This window comes from Microcoleus sp. N9_A1, assembly GCF_036701795.1.
GTDB lineage: Bacteria > Cyanobacteriota > Cyanobacteriia > Cyanobacteriales > Microcoleaceae > Microcoleus.
In genome coordinates this window covers 1-15,828 of the sequence record NZ_JAUBRI010000008.1, presented here as the reverse complement: position 1 = coordinate 15,828, position 15,828 = coordinate 1, and the positions used below count along the sequence as shown (strand labels likewise).

The following is a 15,828-nucleotide window of genomic DNA, read 5'->3' as shown; positions in this document are numbered from 1 at the left end:
TCACTGCTTATGTTACCCACCGATTTATTAAGTCACCGCCAAAACGGGGAATCAATCATCCCTCTCCGCCTGAAGATAGATGCTAAGAACTTAGAAGCAGCTATGGAAATGATCAACTGTTTCCAAGAGTCGATCGGCAAAACCCAAGGCGAGCTCGACGGACGCTTACTAGAATTAGAAGGCGACAGCCCGGATTATCGGCTGAAACGGGGATTAGCGCACCTGCTGAAAGGCGGTTTCTGCACCTTGGAAGTCATCAGCCCCCTAGAACCGTCAGAGTTGAGACAGCGGGTTTTTGCCTTGTCTGCGCGTGAGACTCCCAGCCCTCAATCCACCCAATTAACCCTGGAAAAAGTAGCAACTGAACTCAGCCAAGACTTAAACAGAGAAGTTTTTCCTTACGAAATCAGTACAGGTTTATACGCCGATTTAAACGAAAACAAAATCCTCACAGAGTTTAATGCACCAACACCCGAAAACTTGCTTCACAAATACAATCTTTCTCAAGTTCAAGGCATATTTTACCGAGCAAGTCAAGTCCAATTAACCGCCCACCGCAACGATCCGGGAGAATACAAACTCTTATTTCGCTATCTGAAACTATTTCAATTAATGACTTACATCGAAGGCGATGCAGACCACGGTTTTACACTGACAATAGACGGCCCTACAAGCTTATTCAAACCCAGCACCCGCTACGGCTTAGCCCTGGCGAAAATGCTACCCGCACTGCTGCACGTCACCAAATGGAGTATGCACTCGACACTGCACACAAAAGACCCTTTTAGTGGCGTTTTGAAAACAGGTAAATTCACCCTAAATTCCGACTGCGGTTTAGTCAGCCACTATCCCCCTGGCAAGCCTTATGATAGTATGTTAGAAGCGGCATTTGCTGAAAGATGGAATTCCACAAAAACCGAGTGGCAACTAGAGCGAGAAGTTGATTTAATTCCGATACCAGGTAGTGTGATGATACCCGACTTTCGGTTAGTGCATCCCGACGGGCGAGTATTTTTATTAGAAATAGTTGGCTATTGGCGGCCCGAGTATTTGCAAAAGAAATTTGCACAAGTACAGAAGTCAGAATGCGATAACTTGATTTTAGCTATTTCCGAACGGCTGAATTTAGAAAAAGCCGGGGTGAATGTAAAAGATGTGCCAGCAAAAGTAGTCTGGTTTAAAGATAAATTGTTGCCCAAATCAGTCCTGGAAGTCCTCGAAGAGTAACCCATCCGCGGCGAACTTCTTTCTCTCTCTCTGCGCCCTCTGCGCCCTCTGCGGTTCACAAAAATCCTCCTCAAAAAACATCGCACATTCCCAGCTATACTAAAATAGGAATTCACCCAAATCCTTGCCACCACATACTCTCACCCTAAAACCGATTGAAAAATGCCAGACACAAGTATTGTCGAAAGAATCAAAAAGCTGTTAGCCCTCGCCACCTCATCCAATGAAAACGAATCCACTGCTGCGGCCGAAAAAGCTTCCCTTTTACTGGCACAGTACAATCTCAGCCTCGCCGATTTAGGGCCAAATCACCAAGAAGAGATTGACGAAGACTCAGTTGAAACAACATCGAAATTTGTCACTTGGAAAATGATGCTGCTTTCGGGAATTGCCGACGCTAACGGTTGCAATGCCATGCGAAACACTTATAATGGCAGTATGTTTTTGGTGGGAACTTCTACAAACCTGATTGTTTGCAAACATCTGTACGAGTATTTGAGTTCTGCGATTGAAAAAAGGGCTAAATACCGCAAAGGGAACGGCAGGGGGTTGGCGTACCTGAATGCTTTTCGGGTTGGATGCGCGACGAGGTTGAGACAAAGATTGTTGGAACAAAAACAGGAGATGGAAGAGTCGGGGATTCCGGGTTCGGGGGATGTGGCGGCGACTCCAGGGATTGTAGTGCGATCGATGTTTGAGAAAAATCAACAGGCGATCGCGGATTATCTAGAGGGCCGAGGGGCTAAAGTTAAAACAAGAAGTAGTTCTCAAGTCAGCAGTGAGGCGGGTTTTAATTCTGGGTATGAAGTGGGCGACAAAATTAGTTTGCACAAGCAAGTGCAGCCGCAAGGGGATATGAAACAACTTAATGAATGTCTTTGAGTTTATGTATAGTTAGCAATTCAATTTAGGCTGTTAATATCTGCTTCTGTTTTGGTGTAATAGATATATCTTGTCTAAAAAGACGGCGAGATCTTTCACTTTTATTGCTGAAAATATTTAGTTTGAGGTAATAAAAAAGTCTCTTCGATATGCGCTTTTATTGTCGGACTAATATTACGACTACTATTTAGACAATCAACTAATAACTTATTCGCATCATAATACTGGCTTAACCGAGTTTTAGATTCTTCGCTGAGTTCCCAAGTCTGGCCTATATTGCGATACTTAATTGTTACCATTTTTACTTGCTCAAACCAATTGGGAAAATCTGTTTTAAACCAATTATTAAATTTTTCTTGGTTTTCCTCATCATCAGGTATTTCATCTTGGAGTTTTTCGAGCTGTTGCTTGAGCTCAGGTTTAAGTTCAAGGACAGCATCAAGCGTACAAGAACGGATAAGTTTAGGTTTATGGGCAAAGACTACAAAAAAATAAACTGCACTATCTATATCAAGAGCATTATTACTTCCAAAATAAGAAGTTTTATCCAGAGCATAAGCACACTTAAAAAGACTAGATACACGCGCTCGCATACTGTTAGAAAAGCGATCTACTTCACGAGCAAAATACAAACTCCGAACTGCCGCTAGTTTGAACGGAACTTTGTCTTGATTCTTCACTGACAAAGTTTTTTCATTTAACCATATAAAAAAATGCTGCAACTTTTGATCGTTGGGTATAATTTTATCAACTTCTGTTTTCATTAAGAGCATTAATTCATTAGCATTAGCAGACGGTAACATTTCCGCCGTCAATAAAAACACTTCTCGCCAGCGCTCTTCATTAATGTGGACGACTAATTTTTCTAAAAATTGTGGTTCTAAAGTATTAGCAAATCTGCAAGCCGTAAAATACTCCTGAAATGTGAGATGAGAAAAAGAGTAAATTTCTGTTGCGCGTTCCACCAGTAGTCCATGTTGCTCCGCAATAGACTTCAACACTGCTTCACTATCTAAATGTACTTGCACCGGAGCGTTTTTTTCATCAGTTAATTTAGTAAGACCGTTGGCGATGAGTTGCTGTATTTCATTTATCTCAAAAAAGTAATCATCTTTCTCAAATGCAATGGCTGCTACTTGACTCAATAGTTGTTTTTTGTTCCGCACAGGCAACTTTCGATAAACTTCATCTCGTTTAATATTCTTGGCTTCATCCCATCGGAAAAGCAGAATTTCTAATCCTTCTTCATAAAGTTTAGCTCGGCTAGAAGGAAAATTAGCTTTCTCTTGGAAAACTAAGCAGGCTAGATTGAGCAATATCGGTGTGCGTGCTAGTTCTAGAATTGATTGATGTTCTGAAAGATACAATTTTTCAATAAACTCAGCAGCTTGGCTTAAACCCTGCTCTCTAGAGTTTCTGGCAACTGCTACAAACCACTTTTTAGAGAATGCTTCTATTTGCTCACTCTTAAAATCTGCCACTTTAACATAAGTTAAATTTAAACTAAATAGCCGATTGGCAAGCTGAGACTCAATCCTACAACTGATTACTAATCTATTGCTAAAATATACTCTTGAAAAACAAGAGATTTCTGTCAAAACTGCATCAGCATTCTCTGGGTCTACTTCATCTAAACCATCTAACAAAATTAAAGCTTTGCCATGAAAAAGTAAGGTATTAATCTGCTCTTCCCAAATATCACAATTTAACAAAAAATTGTCTCTGATGTAATTGAAAAGGCTAAAATCACATTGATTACTGCTGGCAGTTATAGCAAAATATTTCAATTCTATAAAAAATGGTATAAGTTGAGGCTGAAACCTACCTTGGTTGCACTGAATGGCTAAAGACTTCAAAAAAGTTGTTTTTCCTGAGCCAGGTTCTCCCAGTACCATTAGCTTCATGTTATTTTCTGCTGCTGCTACATCTATTCCCGGTACTCGTTCTTGTTGTGATCTACCTAAATCAAGACGGTCAGACTTATCTATCGCTGAATTAAAAGATTGAAAATCAGAAATCGTTTTCCTACTATTGCTGGGAAGCTTTTCTAGAACGTTGATATCAATGTAAATATTATCTATTTCAACTGGGCGTTCAACATCTAAAATGCGTAATTGTCCGCACTGATCTTGAATTTTAGCATTGTGATAGGGATGCGATCGCACCCTTTGCACCAAGACATCGGGGTTATCCTCTGAAGCATCTTCAACCCAACCAAAACTCTGTTCTTGATCGACACTGGTGATTGGGTTTGCGATCTTCGCTTCCTGACCACCTACCAAAGTCTCATCATCATAGACAGATAGCTGCGATTCCTTAATCCCTTGAGAATTACCAACACTTATCAACTCAGGCATTGACTGGGCAAACAGAGCAATTAACCCTGGTCGTTTGCGTTCTCTTCCATCTCGAAGCTGAAAGTCCTTATAAAGCTGTCTTAAATTCTGCTGTACTGCACCTTCGCTCCCATCACAAATGTCAAGGGCAATTTTTGCCTTACTCTCACCCGCTAACACTCTCAGGAGTACCTGCTTGCGCTTGGGAGGTAGTTTATCGAAAATCTTTCTGACAGTTTTGGCATCCATATTAGGCGTTTCTCATAAAAATGAGATTTTTCTCACTACCAATATATGAGATTCCTAGCTGTCATGCTTAAAAAGTCAAGCCACAGAGGAAATTTTGATTATGGCAAGCCTCAATAATCGACAATCACCCAACTTCCCCATTCAACTAGAACTACCTGTAATGCCTCAGAAAATAGATCCACTCAAACAAATGGAAGAAGCAATTCAAAGTATGCTAGGTCTGACATGGAAAACTGTGCTGCTTCAGATATCACCACGCAGCACTAAAGAACTCATGTTACAGCACGGTAAACTGATTGCTCTCCATGATGGCGAAGCCCGGATTAAAGTCTCGTCAACACCACTTTTGCTAATGGCAATTCAAAAACTTCCCGATGTTGAATCAGCCTTCAGAAAAGCTTTTGACACAACAGTCAAAATCCGTCTCGAAGTGTAAGTGATATCGTTTCCGGTGACAGCGTATTATTCAATGCTTTGCCCGCGTGCGGTGCGTGACAGTCAATAGTCCCACCGCCGCGAGTTAAAGTTTTCCCGTTGTCACGCACCCTACCACTGATATCTTGCACAGAGTACGATCGCCCTCAATCAATCAATCAATCAACTCCGCCTCTTCAAAAATCTGTCTAGTCGTCAACTCCAAACCAGGCAGCAACTCATCCACAATCGGCATATTATCGGTATAAACCTGACTATAACCATCAGGGAAAAAGCTTCTTATTAAAATAGCCTCTGGATCAATTACCCAAACTCGCGGAACTCCCGCCGCCAAATAATCTTTCGCCTTCTCTTCAAATTCCTTCATACTTTGATCGGGAGAGATAATCTCAATCACCCGTTCAGGAATTGCGGGACAAGCTTCATTTCGCCGCCAACTTTTCGGCAGACGTTCATAAGAAATGTACGTTAAATCGGGAACAGGTGCCCAATCTTTATCCTGACGTTTTAACACAATTGCCCATTCTGGAAGCACTCGCCCGCGTCCTTTACACCATACACGAATCAGGTCACACAAAGCTCCCTGTAAACTGGAATGAAAAAATTTTGGAGACACTTTAGGAACTGCTTCACCATCTACAAACTCACAATATACATCTCCGTCGGGCAAAGCTAGAAATTCTGCTAAAGTGAGTTTGGTTCCGATGCCTACCATGACTCCCAGCCCTCTCGCTAATTAATTCAAATATCAATTATACAAAATTTCCCAACTTTCCTAGAAGTACGATCGCCCCTGGGCCTCTATTCCAAAAACCGAATAACAAAATCCCCGACTTTTTTAAGAAGTCGGGGATTTAACCGCGATCGCATTTTAGGTTAGGCGTTTCGCCTGTTTCTACACCAAAACTGGCACCGGTTGCGGCCAACGTCCCATGACTTTACCAATTACAGCCAATTCTTCCATCAACTTGTCGAACTGATCCGGTGTTAAAGATTGCGGCCCGTCAGACAAAGCTTTTTTCGGATTCGGGTGCACTTCAATCATCAGCGAATCTGTACCAGAGGCGATCGACGCAAAGGCCATCGAAGGTACAAACTGCGCCCAACCGGTGCCGTGACTGGGGTCAACCATCACCGGTAAGTGAGTCAGAGTCCGCAATACTGGCACTGCCGACAAATCGAGGGTATTGCGTGTATATTGCCTGTCATAGCCGCGAATTCCGCGCTCGCACAAAATCACGTTGGGATTGCCCGAAGCCATGATATACTCAGCAGCCATCAACCATTCTTCAATGGTGGCGGAAATGCCGCGCTTCAGCAAAATCGGTTTGTCTTGAGCTCCAACTTTCTTCAACAGTGAGAAATTCTGCATATTTCTCGCGCCGACTTGGATTACGTCGGCTACTTCTACGATCGCACTTAAGTCCGCCGCATCCATAACTTCGGTAATAATTCCCAAACCGCTAGCTTCCCGCGCCGCCGCCAGCAGTCCCAAAGCACTCTCGCCGTGTCCTTGGAAAGCGTAGGGAGAGGTTCTCGGTTTGTACGCTCCACCGCGCAAAAATTGAGCGCCAGCAGCTTTGACGCGCATTGCCGTCTCGACAATCATTTCTTCGTTTTCCACCGAGCAAGGGCCTGCTACGATCGCGATCGGGTGATTTAAGCCGATCGTCACAGTTCCTAAAGGAGTCGCAACCGCTACGGCGCTGGGTTCGCCTTGGCGGTATTCCAGACAAGCGCGTTTGTAGGGTTTTTCGACGCGCAGCACTTCTTCAATCCAGGTGCTCATTTCGCGAAGCTGCATCGGTTCGAGCTCGGCGGTGTCACCTACCAAACCCATGACGACTTTGTAACGCCCGACGATTTTTTCTGGTGTCAAACCCCAGTTAGTGCGGAGTTCTTCGTCTAGTCGATCGATCTCGGCTTCTGGAGTGCCGGCTTTCATGACAATAATCATATTTTTTTCCCTTGGTCTGTTGCGCTCAACACGGATTATGACACGGATGCACGAATAAAAATAGATGCAATTTTAATTGTGCATTCATTTAGATTGTGTCATCAGTCATCATTCTGCAGTTAGCAATTGCATAAATCTTTGATAGAGCCTGTCAACCGCAGATGTCAGGCAGATATACGCAGATCAACGCAGATAATTTCCTGATTGGAAAGCGATTGAGTGCAATCTTGTCTACTGATGACTAATGACTAATGACTGATGACTTCTGACTTCTAACTTTTGGGTTTGGCGGCGCGCCACGTTTCTCGCATCCGTCCAAAATTGGTATTAAATTCTTCCCACCCCAGAGTGCTTCCTGAAACTTCTTCATCCCAGGAAGCCGAGAGGACTCCGTAGCTTAATCCCAGAACGCCTAGACCAAAACAGCCCATGCTTACCAGCAATACTGCTGTGTTGGGCAGATCAAACAAGCCCTTGCTGACTACCAAATAGCTTACAAAAAATGTGGAAATTCCCAATAGGGTAGGTATGCCGCAGAATACCGCTATGCGGGATATCATGCGTTGGCTGACTACTTCTGGGATGGATTGCGCCTGTTTTCCGGTTTTGTTAGCTTTCGGCTGCTTGTCGGCAGAATCCGACTCTAAGGCTACGCTTGCTTGGGGTTCTGGGGGCTTTTTAGGCGTTTTTTTACGATTCGTTGCCGGTTCAAAGGGCAAGCGCTTGCGGGGTGGTTCGGAGGACATATTTTATCTCTAACCTGAAATCTCGAACATTTTTCAATAAGTCTTGGTGTTTGCCCAAGATTAAAGAATATTGTCGCAAATTTTGGCTTTGGTGTTTAGCCGCGAATGCCTAGACGGGCAATCAATGCTTTGTAGCGATCGACATTTTGCTTTTGGATGTATGCTAGCAGGCGCTTGCGGCGGCTGATCATCATCATCAAACCGCGCCGGGATGCGAAGTCTTTTTGGTTGATTTTCAGGTGGGCGCTGAGTTTGCTGATGCGATCGGTCAGCATGGCGACTTGGAGATCTGCTGAACCGGTATCGGTTTCATGGGTTTGGAAGTCGCCCATGATTTCTTGTTTGCGCTGTTGTGTAAGAGCCATGAATTGATTTTAGTTTTTTTTGTACGATTGTCACAATCTCCTATGTTATCACAGGGGAAGCATAACAAGGATAAAATTTTTGCCAAAGATGGGTTTGTTTTTTGAGCAGAATAGACTTGAATTGCAAACATACTTAGGACGGGCGGGACGCCCATCCCACAGGAAAAAAAATTGTGGGATGTCCCGCCCGTCGTGGGTGTTTATTCCCGGCGGCTGGATGTTGTAGGGGATTATCGGCTCAAATAGGCGATCGCCTCACGTATCCAATCATCGGCATTCGCTTTGGCGGACAAACTGCTGTCTTGACTGAGGGTTTGCAGCGCTTGCAAAACTTCCGCCCCAGTGTATCCCATCGCCAGCAGGATCATCTCGACTTCTTCTTGAATCGCTGGGGGGACTCCGGCGGCGACTGAAGTTGTCAAACCTGCTTGCTGTCGCCATTCCGAGAGTTTGCTTTTGAGTTCCAGGGCGAGACGTTCTGCGGTTTTTGTACCGACGCCCGGAGTTTTGGCGAGGATGCGGGTGTTACCGCCGACGATCGCCTGGACTAAATCTTGTAATCCTAAAGTATCAAGAAGTGCGATCGCCAGTTGAGCACCCACACCGCTGACACTCGTCAACTGCCGAAACAAATCGCGTTCTGCCGCGCTGCCAAAACCGTACAATACGATTTGGTCTTCCTTAACTTGCTGGTGGGTAAAAATTTGGGCGACTTCGCCGGATGCTGGCAATTGACCGGTCACGCGGGGCAAAATTTGGATTTCATAGCCAATTTGATTGACTTCGAGAGTCAATATGACGCGGTTACTGCCTTTGGCGATATCGGCGACTGTGCCTTTGAGATAGCTGATCATAAAATTAATAATAATACACCGCTATTCGTTTTCATCAAACTCGGCTATGATGCGGCGGATTTCCTTGAGGCTAATATCTGTTCGATCGGATTTTGAGTAAATGGTTAACAAAAGTACGATAGACGGCGATTCGACTTAATAAATCATGCGATACCCTGCACTTTTTCCTTTTTGGATGTTGCTGTTTTTCACCCGGACTTTTAAGATGATATAATCTTCGCCCATTCCGGGAATGTGATCGCCAATAAAATTGCCAGCCTGTATTTGTTCAATTACGGGCTGAGTATCTAGCCGGATTTGTCGATACTTTTTGGATAATTCACGCAAATTTCGCTTATACTCAGGCGTTAAATCGATTTGAACTAGATGATCGGATTCATTCGACATCGATGCCCTCCCACATTTGAGAAAGAGGTATTCGCTGTCGGGTTTTTGCTTCCTGGAATGCCCTTTTGAGACTAGCTTTCACTTCGGCAACTGGAGTATCGTCTGGATCTTCTTCAGCTTCATATATAGGTTCGGAAAGGAGAATAATTCCTAGGAGAGCGGAAATACCGGGCGTTAAAGGTCGATCAAGCAATAATTGACCTTTTTCGGCATCGATTCTCTCCCACAGTTCCGAGATTAATCTCGTTTGTCCGGCTTTGCCTTGTAGCAATCCTTTTCTGAGACTAGCTTTTACTTCTTCAACGGTCGTATCGTCGGGGTCGTCTTCAGCTTCATCTGTAGGTTCGGGAAGAAGGACGAAAATTCGCACGGGGCCCGGAGTGTCTAGTGTTAAAGGTCGATCGAGAATTAATTGACCTTTTTCGTCGAGCGTTCCTGTGACTTCAAAGGCTTTCATGGGTTTTACATGAATTTTTTTGAGCTACTACTATCATTATATAAGGCAGCCCGCTCAATTTTGTTGTCAATTCAAAATAAGCTGTTTTTTAACCAAAGACAAATCCGTCTTACCAAAATTCACAACCAAAGCCACATTGAAATTTTCCAAGGATTTGACAAACCACATAATTTCATTAGAAGCTTTCCCTTCATAGTGATTAAACAAAATAGAAAATCGCTTTTCCAACTCTGGTTTAACTTTGCCAGAAAGCAGTACCAGTTTGAGCATTAAACCCATTGTCCTGCTGGCACCGAGGTTGTACACCAAGTCGTAAAAAACGTAGTGGCTGGGATGTTGGGCATTTTCCACTACTAAGAAGTTGAACAACTGGTGGCAAGTCCCAACTAACAATATATTATTGAATTTCACCGAATCATTTTCTCGCAATGTATTTTTGATTTGTTTGTACAAACGGTCATTAAATTGACGCCCGCCGTATTCTGGTTCAACCGAGGATATTAAATATTCATATAAATCCACTTTAAATGAGGCGTAAGATGGAGTTTGTCTGGCATCTCTCAGGAAAAATTGAGCCTCTTCTTTGTAGCTGCGATCGCCTGCTACTTTTCCCGCAAATTCCCTGACCGCTAAGTGCAGTTCTGCATCGTTTAAAAGTGTGGGATTAGCCGCTCGATGCACAATTCCTATTTCTGTATTTCTCGGCTCAACCAAATAATTTAAATATAGAGACAAATGTGTTTCAAATTGTCGCTGTCTTTGAAATGCCAGTTTTTGAATGGTTTGTTGGTCTTCCTCAATACTGCCCTTGCTCAGTAGAGAATAGCCGTACAAATAAGGATACCGACAGATCAATTCGCCCAAAGGATAATCTGTATCTTGTGTCTGCAGTTCCGCCTCTCTATCTAGGGCTTTTACTAAGCGATCTAGGGTCTGGAATTCTTCACTTTTAGTAAAGAAAGCTATTTGTTCTTGCAAGCGCTTGACTATGTAAAATTCCGTCCCGAATCGGGGAGAACTCTGCTTAAATAAAGCTACCAACTTGGCGATCGCGAACTGGTTGTGTGATTGCAATTGCCAGCGGTTGATCGGGATGTAGCAGCAGCGGTGGAGGATATATTTAAAGTGCTGATCCGATCGCTTGACGGAGACTATACTGTACAAAGTTGCTTCAATCTCTCGATCGGGATAGCCCATGCCGTCTATAAATAGCTTTCGGAACCGCTCGATCACCTGTGCCGGAGATTCTGTTTCCACGCAGGAGACGATGTGATCGTACAATCTCTGTTCGTTGCTGCCAGTTGGAACACTATCTGAGGGCGGGGTGAGGATGCTGCTTTCTGCATCTGTGTCTACGCTGCTGTCTGCAACTTGCGCGACAACGACTGTCGGTTTTTCCTCAAAAGTTCGATCGGGATTCAAGAACCAAGAGTGTTCTTGGCTTAATTGTTTGTTCGCAGCCCAATCCAAAGCTGACTGCAAACTTTCCCCTGTCAATAACAGCGATTCATCTTCGCGGTCTGAAGCCAGCCATGCTGCTAGCGCGGAGTGGTAGGGAGCCAATTTTCCCAGCTCTTTTTCCACCCAGAATCGATTAAAAACTGACTGATAAATTAGGTTGGCAACTATTAATTTACCGTTAGACTTAACAACCAGTCCTGACAGTTGCAATTCGATTTTTTCGGGACAGTAATCTGCGGGTACTCCCTGCGATTCCCCCGGTTTTGTTGCTTTGACCGGTTGCAAAGCTTGCTGGTACAGCGTTAACAGTGGCGTGAGGTCGCAGTGGCTATGGAAAATGCGATCGCGTATGGGTATCAAATGTTGGGGCTCGTCTTCTTCTTCCCAATTTTTAATAATTCTGTGTTTGACCAGTTTTTCTACCTGCTGAGCTTCGGAATTTCGGCCAATGAAAGGCCCGTATTCAAGTACCAAGTGGCAAATTTTTTGAGTTAAAAACGGTTGGCCGCCCGTCCAAGCTAATATTTCTTGGAGAACTTTTTGGGGGCGAAAAGCTTTCAGGGCTAATCCTTTTGCTAGCGGCAAACTTTCGTGCAGTTGGAATCGACTTAAATGAATCTGCCGTCCAATATTAAAAGGGTTGCATCTGGGATCTCGGATCAATTCTGAGGGGGCTGCTACTCCCATAACAGCAAAAGTCAGGCGATCGTATTCCGGTTGCTCTGCCCGCTTGGAGTAACAAGCCCGGATCAAAGCAAAAAAATCGCTGGTACTGAAATTTAGGCTGCTGATGCTGTCAATGTCATCTATGAAAATTACCAGATTTTGCTGAAGTGACTTGAGCAAAACTTTTTCGAGAAATATCTCCAATCGCTGCATCGGCGATAGCAGTTCGCGATCGTTCCACCACTTGATGGCATCAAACCTGTTTGTGATGTGTAAACTGCTTGCCATGCGGTACATGATTGCTGCGTACCACTTTTGGGGGGAGATATCTGGGCTGCTGATGCTTCTCAAGTTGATGGCGGCAAAAACTGTACCTTCGGCTTGCAACCTTTTGGCCGTTTGCACTAGCAGGCTGGACTTTCCCATGTGTGGCGAACTCAACACGTAGCAGAAGTCTCCGGCTTTGAGTCCTTCGTAGAGCTCGCTATCTGCCGATCGCCTGACATAGGTGGGCGCACCGGCAGGCAAATATCCTCCGACTTGATAGTGGTACGTTGAGTTGACTTCTGCTGTCATCTGGGAATTCATCAAGATTTTACGCCCCTATGCTGTGCGATCGAAAGGTTACAAATTGCAATTATTGCCAGCTTACTATGGTGGAAAATTTTTGTTCGTCTTTCTCTATTGTCTACTAGCTCAGCTTTCTCCTTGTCAATCTTTACCGTATCTTTGCAAGCGTTCGCCCCAAATCCTACGATCGGCTGAATCCTAGCCCGCCACTTAATTTTTTACACTCGTTCACATAATTGATCAATTTTCACTCTCCTCGGATTGAGAACGCTAAAACGCCCTTTTTTTCACATTTTTTTACAATAATACTTTAAATTTCACCCGGTGGTATGATGTTGGCAGGGAAACTCATAACCACAGCGCCGTCAACCTTCTGCCTTCAGCTCCGCCTGCCGGATGCCGGAGACAAACGCTGAACAATTGCTGCCAATAAAAAACCCCAGCGTTTTGCTGAGGACTGCTTGAGTGGGAGATATCGTTAATCTGCGTTAATCTGCGTTTTTTTAGTTGACTTAGATTGCATGGAATTCCATGCTGCTGACTTTCCCCGGGCTTTCGCCTTCGGGGATTCCTAAGAACAAACTTTTCAGGATGCATCCACAAAAAGTTTAATTCTTAAAGGCTTTGTCAGTACCAGGCTAACCACTTACTCAACTATAAAAGTTAAGTCGGTGGCTAATTGTAGAAGATGCGCCCTGATGGCTTAACTACCCGATGGATTAGCACCCTGATGGCATAACTCCCTGATGGATCGACGCCCTGATGGCTTTCGCTCCACTACCCAAAAAATTCGGGTTGATGGATGATCGTGGACATTAGTAACACGTCACTTCCGGCGTTTCCGATCACAAGCGGGTGTGCCTGTCTGAATTGATTATGGCAGGCAGATTTATCAGAAGACAAGTGGGTTATTGCATCAACCCATTTCTGACTGATCGGGTTAGCCAAAAAGTGTCAATCTACGCAAATCAGGGTCATCGAACATGAAAAACAGCATCTTAGTATTAGGGGTAATTGCCTCGGCTGGCTTCGGCTTTTTCCAGGCAGGCAGCGCCAGCGCTTCAGCGATCGCCACACAACCTTCATCAGCCAGTAGTTTGACGGCTTGGGAGAGTCGTCCCGACTTTAACTACACTGGAACGAATGAGGATGGGGAGCAAGAAGAGGTAAAAACGGGTAAAGGCAGGAAATAATTGGCGCTCTTGTGTGGTTTGCTCTGGTGCGGTTGTGGTTGTGGTGGCATTTGTTGTCGCAACCGCCTCTGATCGAGGCGGTTAAAACTAGATCCCAATATCAGTCTACCTAATCCCAGGGGTAGGGGTCAGTTTCAGAGAACGGTGAATGGGAAAATAAACAGGTAAGGCGAGTCTGTCGGTGGAGTTTCCCCGCCTATCAACTTCCTTACCTTCTGATGTTCGGGATTTGGATCTGGCACAATCGTATTTCATCTCGTAAAAACCCAATGGAAAATACTCTCGAAACTACCCGCAGACAGCGCGTATTGACAAGAACCCAGGAACGGCGTCAGGCAACACCCAAAGAAAAACAGTTAATTCATCTGCTAGCCAATATGGCTTGCAGTTTGATTAAATACGACTACAAACACGCAGCGGGCAAGGGTACTCTCCCGCCTTCGGAAAGCAAGCGTTTAGCGGAATGGCACTACCTGCGAGTTCAGCAAATTCGCCGGATCGAACGCTCATTGGAACCCGTAGCGACCCTTAAGCGCGTGTACTACAAGAGCATCCTCAGTCCGAGAGATCTGAAGTCTTTGAAACTTCTGTGGCTGGAGGAGGACAAAAACCGTGTCAAACGGGTCGATCCTGAGTTGGACGACATCCTCAGCGAAGCTTTGGATCGGGGAGATACTTTAAAACAGCTATTTCACTCGATCGAAGTCAAAGAACGCACCTTTTCTGCAACTCCTCGCCCCGGCGCCGTGCCGCTTTGGGTCAAAGAGTGGGAAGACTCGGAATATGACATAAACTTTTTTCCGCCTTCCTTCTCTGCATGGGTTTCGATCGTGGACGACTAGGTTCAAGAAAAACTCTTTGACATGGCATCGATCGTAAAATTCAGATGGTAGACTGATTTGCTATTGCTGCCATTGGCGAAGAGGGTGGGGGCGATCGGCTAAACCAGGCGGCGTTGCGCGCAGGCATCCGAGTACAGAGAAGTGAATCGGAGTCAGTACCATTGTACAATGGGGGAAAACCAGGGCTTCAGCTAATCGCTGATAGCTGATAGCTGATAGCTGATAGTTTCTCATGACTGACTCGATTTCTACTTCTCCTCTAGACTCGGCGGCCGATACAGCCGAACTCCGCTCTCAGTTGAGGTCGGGTTCGGAAAAAGCTCAACTGCAACTGCTACAACAACAAATAGCAGATTCCGGTTGGGATGTATTGATGGAATTTTTATTAGAGCGCAAGTCAGAAGCACCGACTGCGGTAATGGGTAAGGCTTACCAAATTCTTTACAGTGCTAATTCTCCGAGAGCGAGGGAGTTTTTGCAAGCGAATTTTCCGACTGGGCTTGTGCCACTGCGATCGGACTCTAACATTGATTACACTCCGCTGCAACAATTATTGGCGTTACAGGAATTTCAAGAAGCCGATCGCTTGACTTTAGACAAGCTTTGTGAATTGGCGGGTGAAACAGCTTCCGTGAGAAAGTGGCTGTATTTTACGCAAGTTGAGAGTTTGCCGATAGCGGATTTGCAAACAATTAATACGCTGTGGAAAGTTCATTCTGAAGGCAAATTTGGCTTTTCAGTGCAGCGGGAAATTTGGCTGAGTTCGGGCAAGAATTGGGATAAATTGTGGCCGCTAATTGGCTGGAAAAAGGGGAATAATTGGACGCGCTACCCGCAAGAGTTTATCTGGGATTTGAGTGCGCCTAGGGGTCATTTGCCGCTGTCGAATCAGTTGCGGGGAGTGCAGCCTTTTGCAGCTTTGATGGCTCACCCTGCCTGGTTGAAATGAATGGTTTTGGGGCTTTTGGAGAATGTGGGGCGGGCTGGATGTTCTGCCAGAAATTTGTTGGTGACGGAGTGTGGGATCTGACGGTAACACCCCCGTCAGAACATAGATAGGGCTTGCTGAATAAGTTATACCCATTCACTATGAAGGTACACTAAATACAGCACTTCCGGGTGTTAGAGGGTGTTTGAAAAGTCAGAGAGAGGTATGAAATTATGCTAAACGACGAACCATCATCCGGATCATTGAAATATA

General features: G+C 44.8%; 16 protein-coding genes. 6 read left to right on the top strand and 10 right to left on the bottom strand.

The window, feature by feature from the left end; translation table 11 throughout:
• Nucleotides 1-9: 9 nt before the first annotated feature.
• Together QUA58_RS05470 and QUA58_RS05465 are read left to right on the top strand one after the other, a co-directional pair.
• Nucleotides 10-1,227 carry a DUF790 family protein gene (locus QUA58_RS05470; protein ID WP_333393273.1) on the top strand — a complete coding sequence of 406 codons (1,218 nt, stop codon included), beginning with the start codon at nucleotides 10-12 and terminating at the stop codon, nucleotides 1,225-1,227.
• A 162-nt stretch (nucleotides 1,228-1,389) separates the two neighbouring features.
• Nucleotides 1,390-2,109, top strand: a complete 720-nt coding sequence (locus tag QUA58_RS05465; protein WP_333393272.1) for a DUF2786 domain-containing protein — start codon at nucleotides 1,390-1,392, stop codon at nucleotides 2,107-2,109.
• A 101-nt stretch (nucleotides 2,110-2,210) separates the two neighbouring features.
• Here QUA58_RS05465 and QUA58_RS05460 read toward each other — a convergent pair whose 3' ends face one another.
• Nucleotides 2,211-4,694: an NACHT domain-containing NTPase gene (locus tag QUA58_RS05460; protein WP_333393271.1), complete on the bottom strand. Its 2,484-nt coding sequence runs from the start codon at nucleotides 4,692-4,694 to the stop codon at nucleotides 2,211-2,213.
• 100 nt (nucleotides 4,695-4,794) lie between these two features.
• Here QUA58_RS05460 and QUA58_RS05455 point away from each other — a divergent pair, with 100 nt between their 5' ends.
• Nucleotides 4,795-5,130: a hypothetical protein gene (locus tag QUA58_RS05455; protein ID WP_333393270.1), complete on the top strand. Its 336-nt coding sequence runs from the start codon at nucleotides 4,795-4,797 to the stop codon at nucleotides 5,128-5,130.
• Nucleotides 5,131-5,283: 153 nt separating this feature from the next.
• Here QUA58_RS05455 and QUA58_RS05450 read toward each other — a convergent pair whose 3' ends face one another.
• The 8 genes from QUA58_RS05450 to QUA58_RS05415 form a co-directional block, all read right to left on the bottom strand.
• Nucleotides 5,284-5,844: a Uma2 family endonuclease gene (locus QUA58_RS05450; RefSeq protein ID WP_333393269.1), complete on the bottom strand. Its 561-nt coding sequence runs from the start codon at nucleotides 5,842-5,844 to the stop codon at nucleotides 5,284-5,286.
• Nucleotides 5,845-6,024: 180 nt separating this feature from the next.
• Entirely contained in the window at nucleotides 6,025-7,086 is a 1,062-nt protein-coding gene (gene aroF / locus QUA58_RS05445) for a 3-deoxy-7-phosphoheptulonate synthase (RefSeq protein WP_333393268.1), read from the bottom strand.
• A gap of 272 nt (nucleotides 7,087-7,358) precedes the next feature.
• A complete protein-coding gene (locus tag QUA58_RS05440; protein ID WP_333393267.1) occupies nucleotides 7,359-7,832 on the bottom strand; it encodes a PAM68 family protein in 474 nt (157 codons plus the stop codon).
• A gap of 95 nt (nucleotides 7,833-7,927) precedes the next feature.
• Nucleotides 7,928-8,197, bottom strand: coding sequence for a 30S ribosomal protein S15 (gene rpsO / locus QUA58_RS05435; RefSeq protein ID WP_333393266.1), 270 nt, complete (start codon nucleotides 8,195-8,197; stop codon nucleotides 7,928-7,930).
• Nucleotides 8,198-8,427: 230 nt separating this feature from the next.
• Entirely contained in the window at nucleotides 8,428-9,051 is a 624-nt protein-coding gene (ruvA, locus tag QUA58_RS05430; RefSeq protein WP_333249327.1) for a Holliday junction branch migration protein RuvA, read from the bottom strand.
• A gap of 135 nt (nucleotides 9,052-9,186) precedes the next feature.
• Nucleotides 9,187-9,438, bottom strand: a complete 252-nt coding sequence (locus QUA58_RS05425) for a type II toxin-antitoxin system RelE/ParE family toxin (protein ID WP_333249325.1) — start codon at nucleotides 9,436-9,438, stop codon at nucleotides 9,187-9,189.
• A complete protein-coding gene (locus QUA58_RS05420) occupies nucleotides 9,428-9,895 on the bottom strand; it encodes a type II toxin-antitoxin system RelN family antitoxin (protein ID WP_333249323.1) in 468 nt (155 codons plus the stop codon). The genes QUA58_RS05425 and QUA58_RS05420 overlap by 11 nt, the downstream gene beginning before the upstream one ends.
• A 66-nt stretch (nucleotides 9,896-9,961) precedes the next feature.
• Nucleotides 9,962-12,598 carry an AAA-like domain-containing protein gene (locus QUA58_RS05415; protein ID WP_333393265.1) on the bottom strand — a complete coding sequence of 879 codons (2,637 nt, stop codon included), beginning with the start codon at nucleotides 12,596-12,598 and terminating at the stop codon, nucleotides 9,962-9,964.
• A gap of 977 nt (nucleotides 12,599-13,575) precedes the next feature.
• Here QUA58_RS05415 and QUA58_RS05410 point away from each other — a divergent pair.
• Both QUA58_RS05410 and QUA58_RS05405 read left to right on the top strand, forming a co-directional pair.
• Nucleotides 13,576-13,785 (top strand): hypothetical protein, encoded by a 210-nt coding sequence (locus QUA58_RS05410; RefSeq protein ID WP_333249319.1) that lies wholly within the window; start codon nucleotides 13,576-13,578, stop codon nucleotides 13,783-13,785.
• Between the two features lie 269 nt (nucleotides 13,786-14,054).
• On the top strand, nucleotides 14,055-14,627 hold the full coding sequence (locus tag QUA58_RS05405; protein WP_333066315.1) for a hypothetical protein: 573 nt from the start codon (nucleotides 14,055-14,057) through the stop codon (nucleotides 14,625-14,627).
• 60 nt (nucleotides 14,628-14,687) lie between these two features.
• Here QUA58_RS05405 and QUA58_RS05400 read toward each other — a convergent pair whose 3' ends face one another.
• The gene (locus QUA58_RS05400; RefSeq protein ID WP_333258914.1) at nucleotides 14,688-14,861 is read right to left on the bottom strand and encodes a hypothetical protein; all 174 of its coding nucleotides are present in this window, start codon (nucleotides 14,859-14,861) and stop codon (nucleotides 14,688-14,690) included.
• Between QUA58_RS05400 and QUA58_RS05395 the strand changes: the two genes are divergently transcribed.
• Nucleotides 14,860-15,576 (top strand): GUN4 N-terminal ARM-like repeat domain-containing protein, encoded by a 717-nt coding sequence (locus tag QUA58_RS05395; protein ID WP_333393264.1) that lies wholly within the window; start codon nucleotides 14,860-14,862, stop codon nucleotides 15,574-15,576. The two genes, QUA58_RS05400 and QUA58_RS05395, sit on opposite strands and share 2 nt — an antisense overlap.
• The last annotated feature ends 252 nt before the right edge of the window (nucleotides 15,577-15,828 follow it).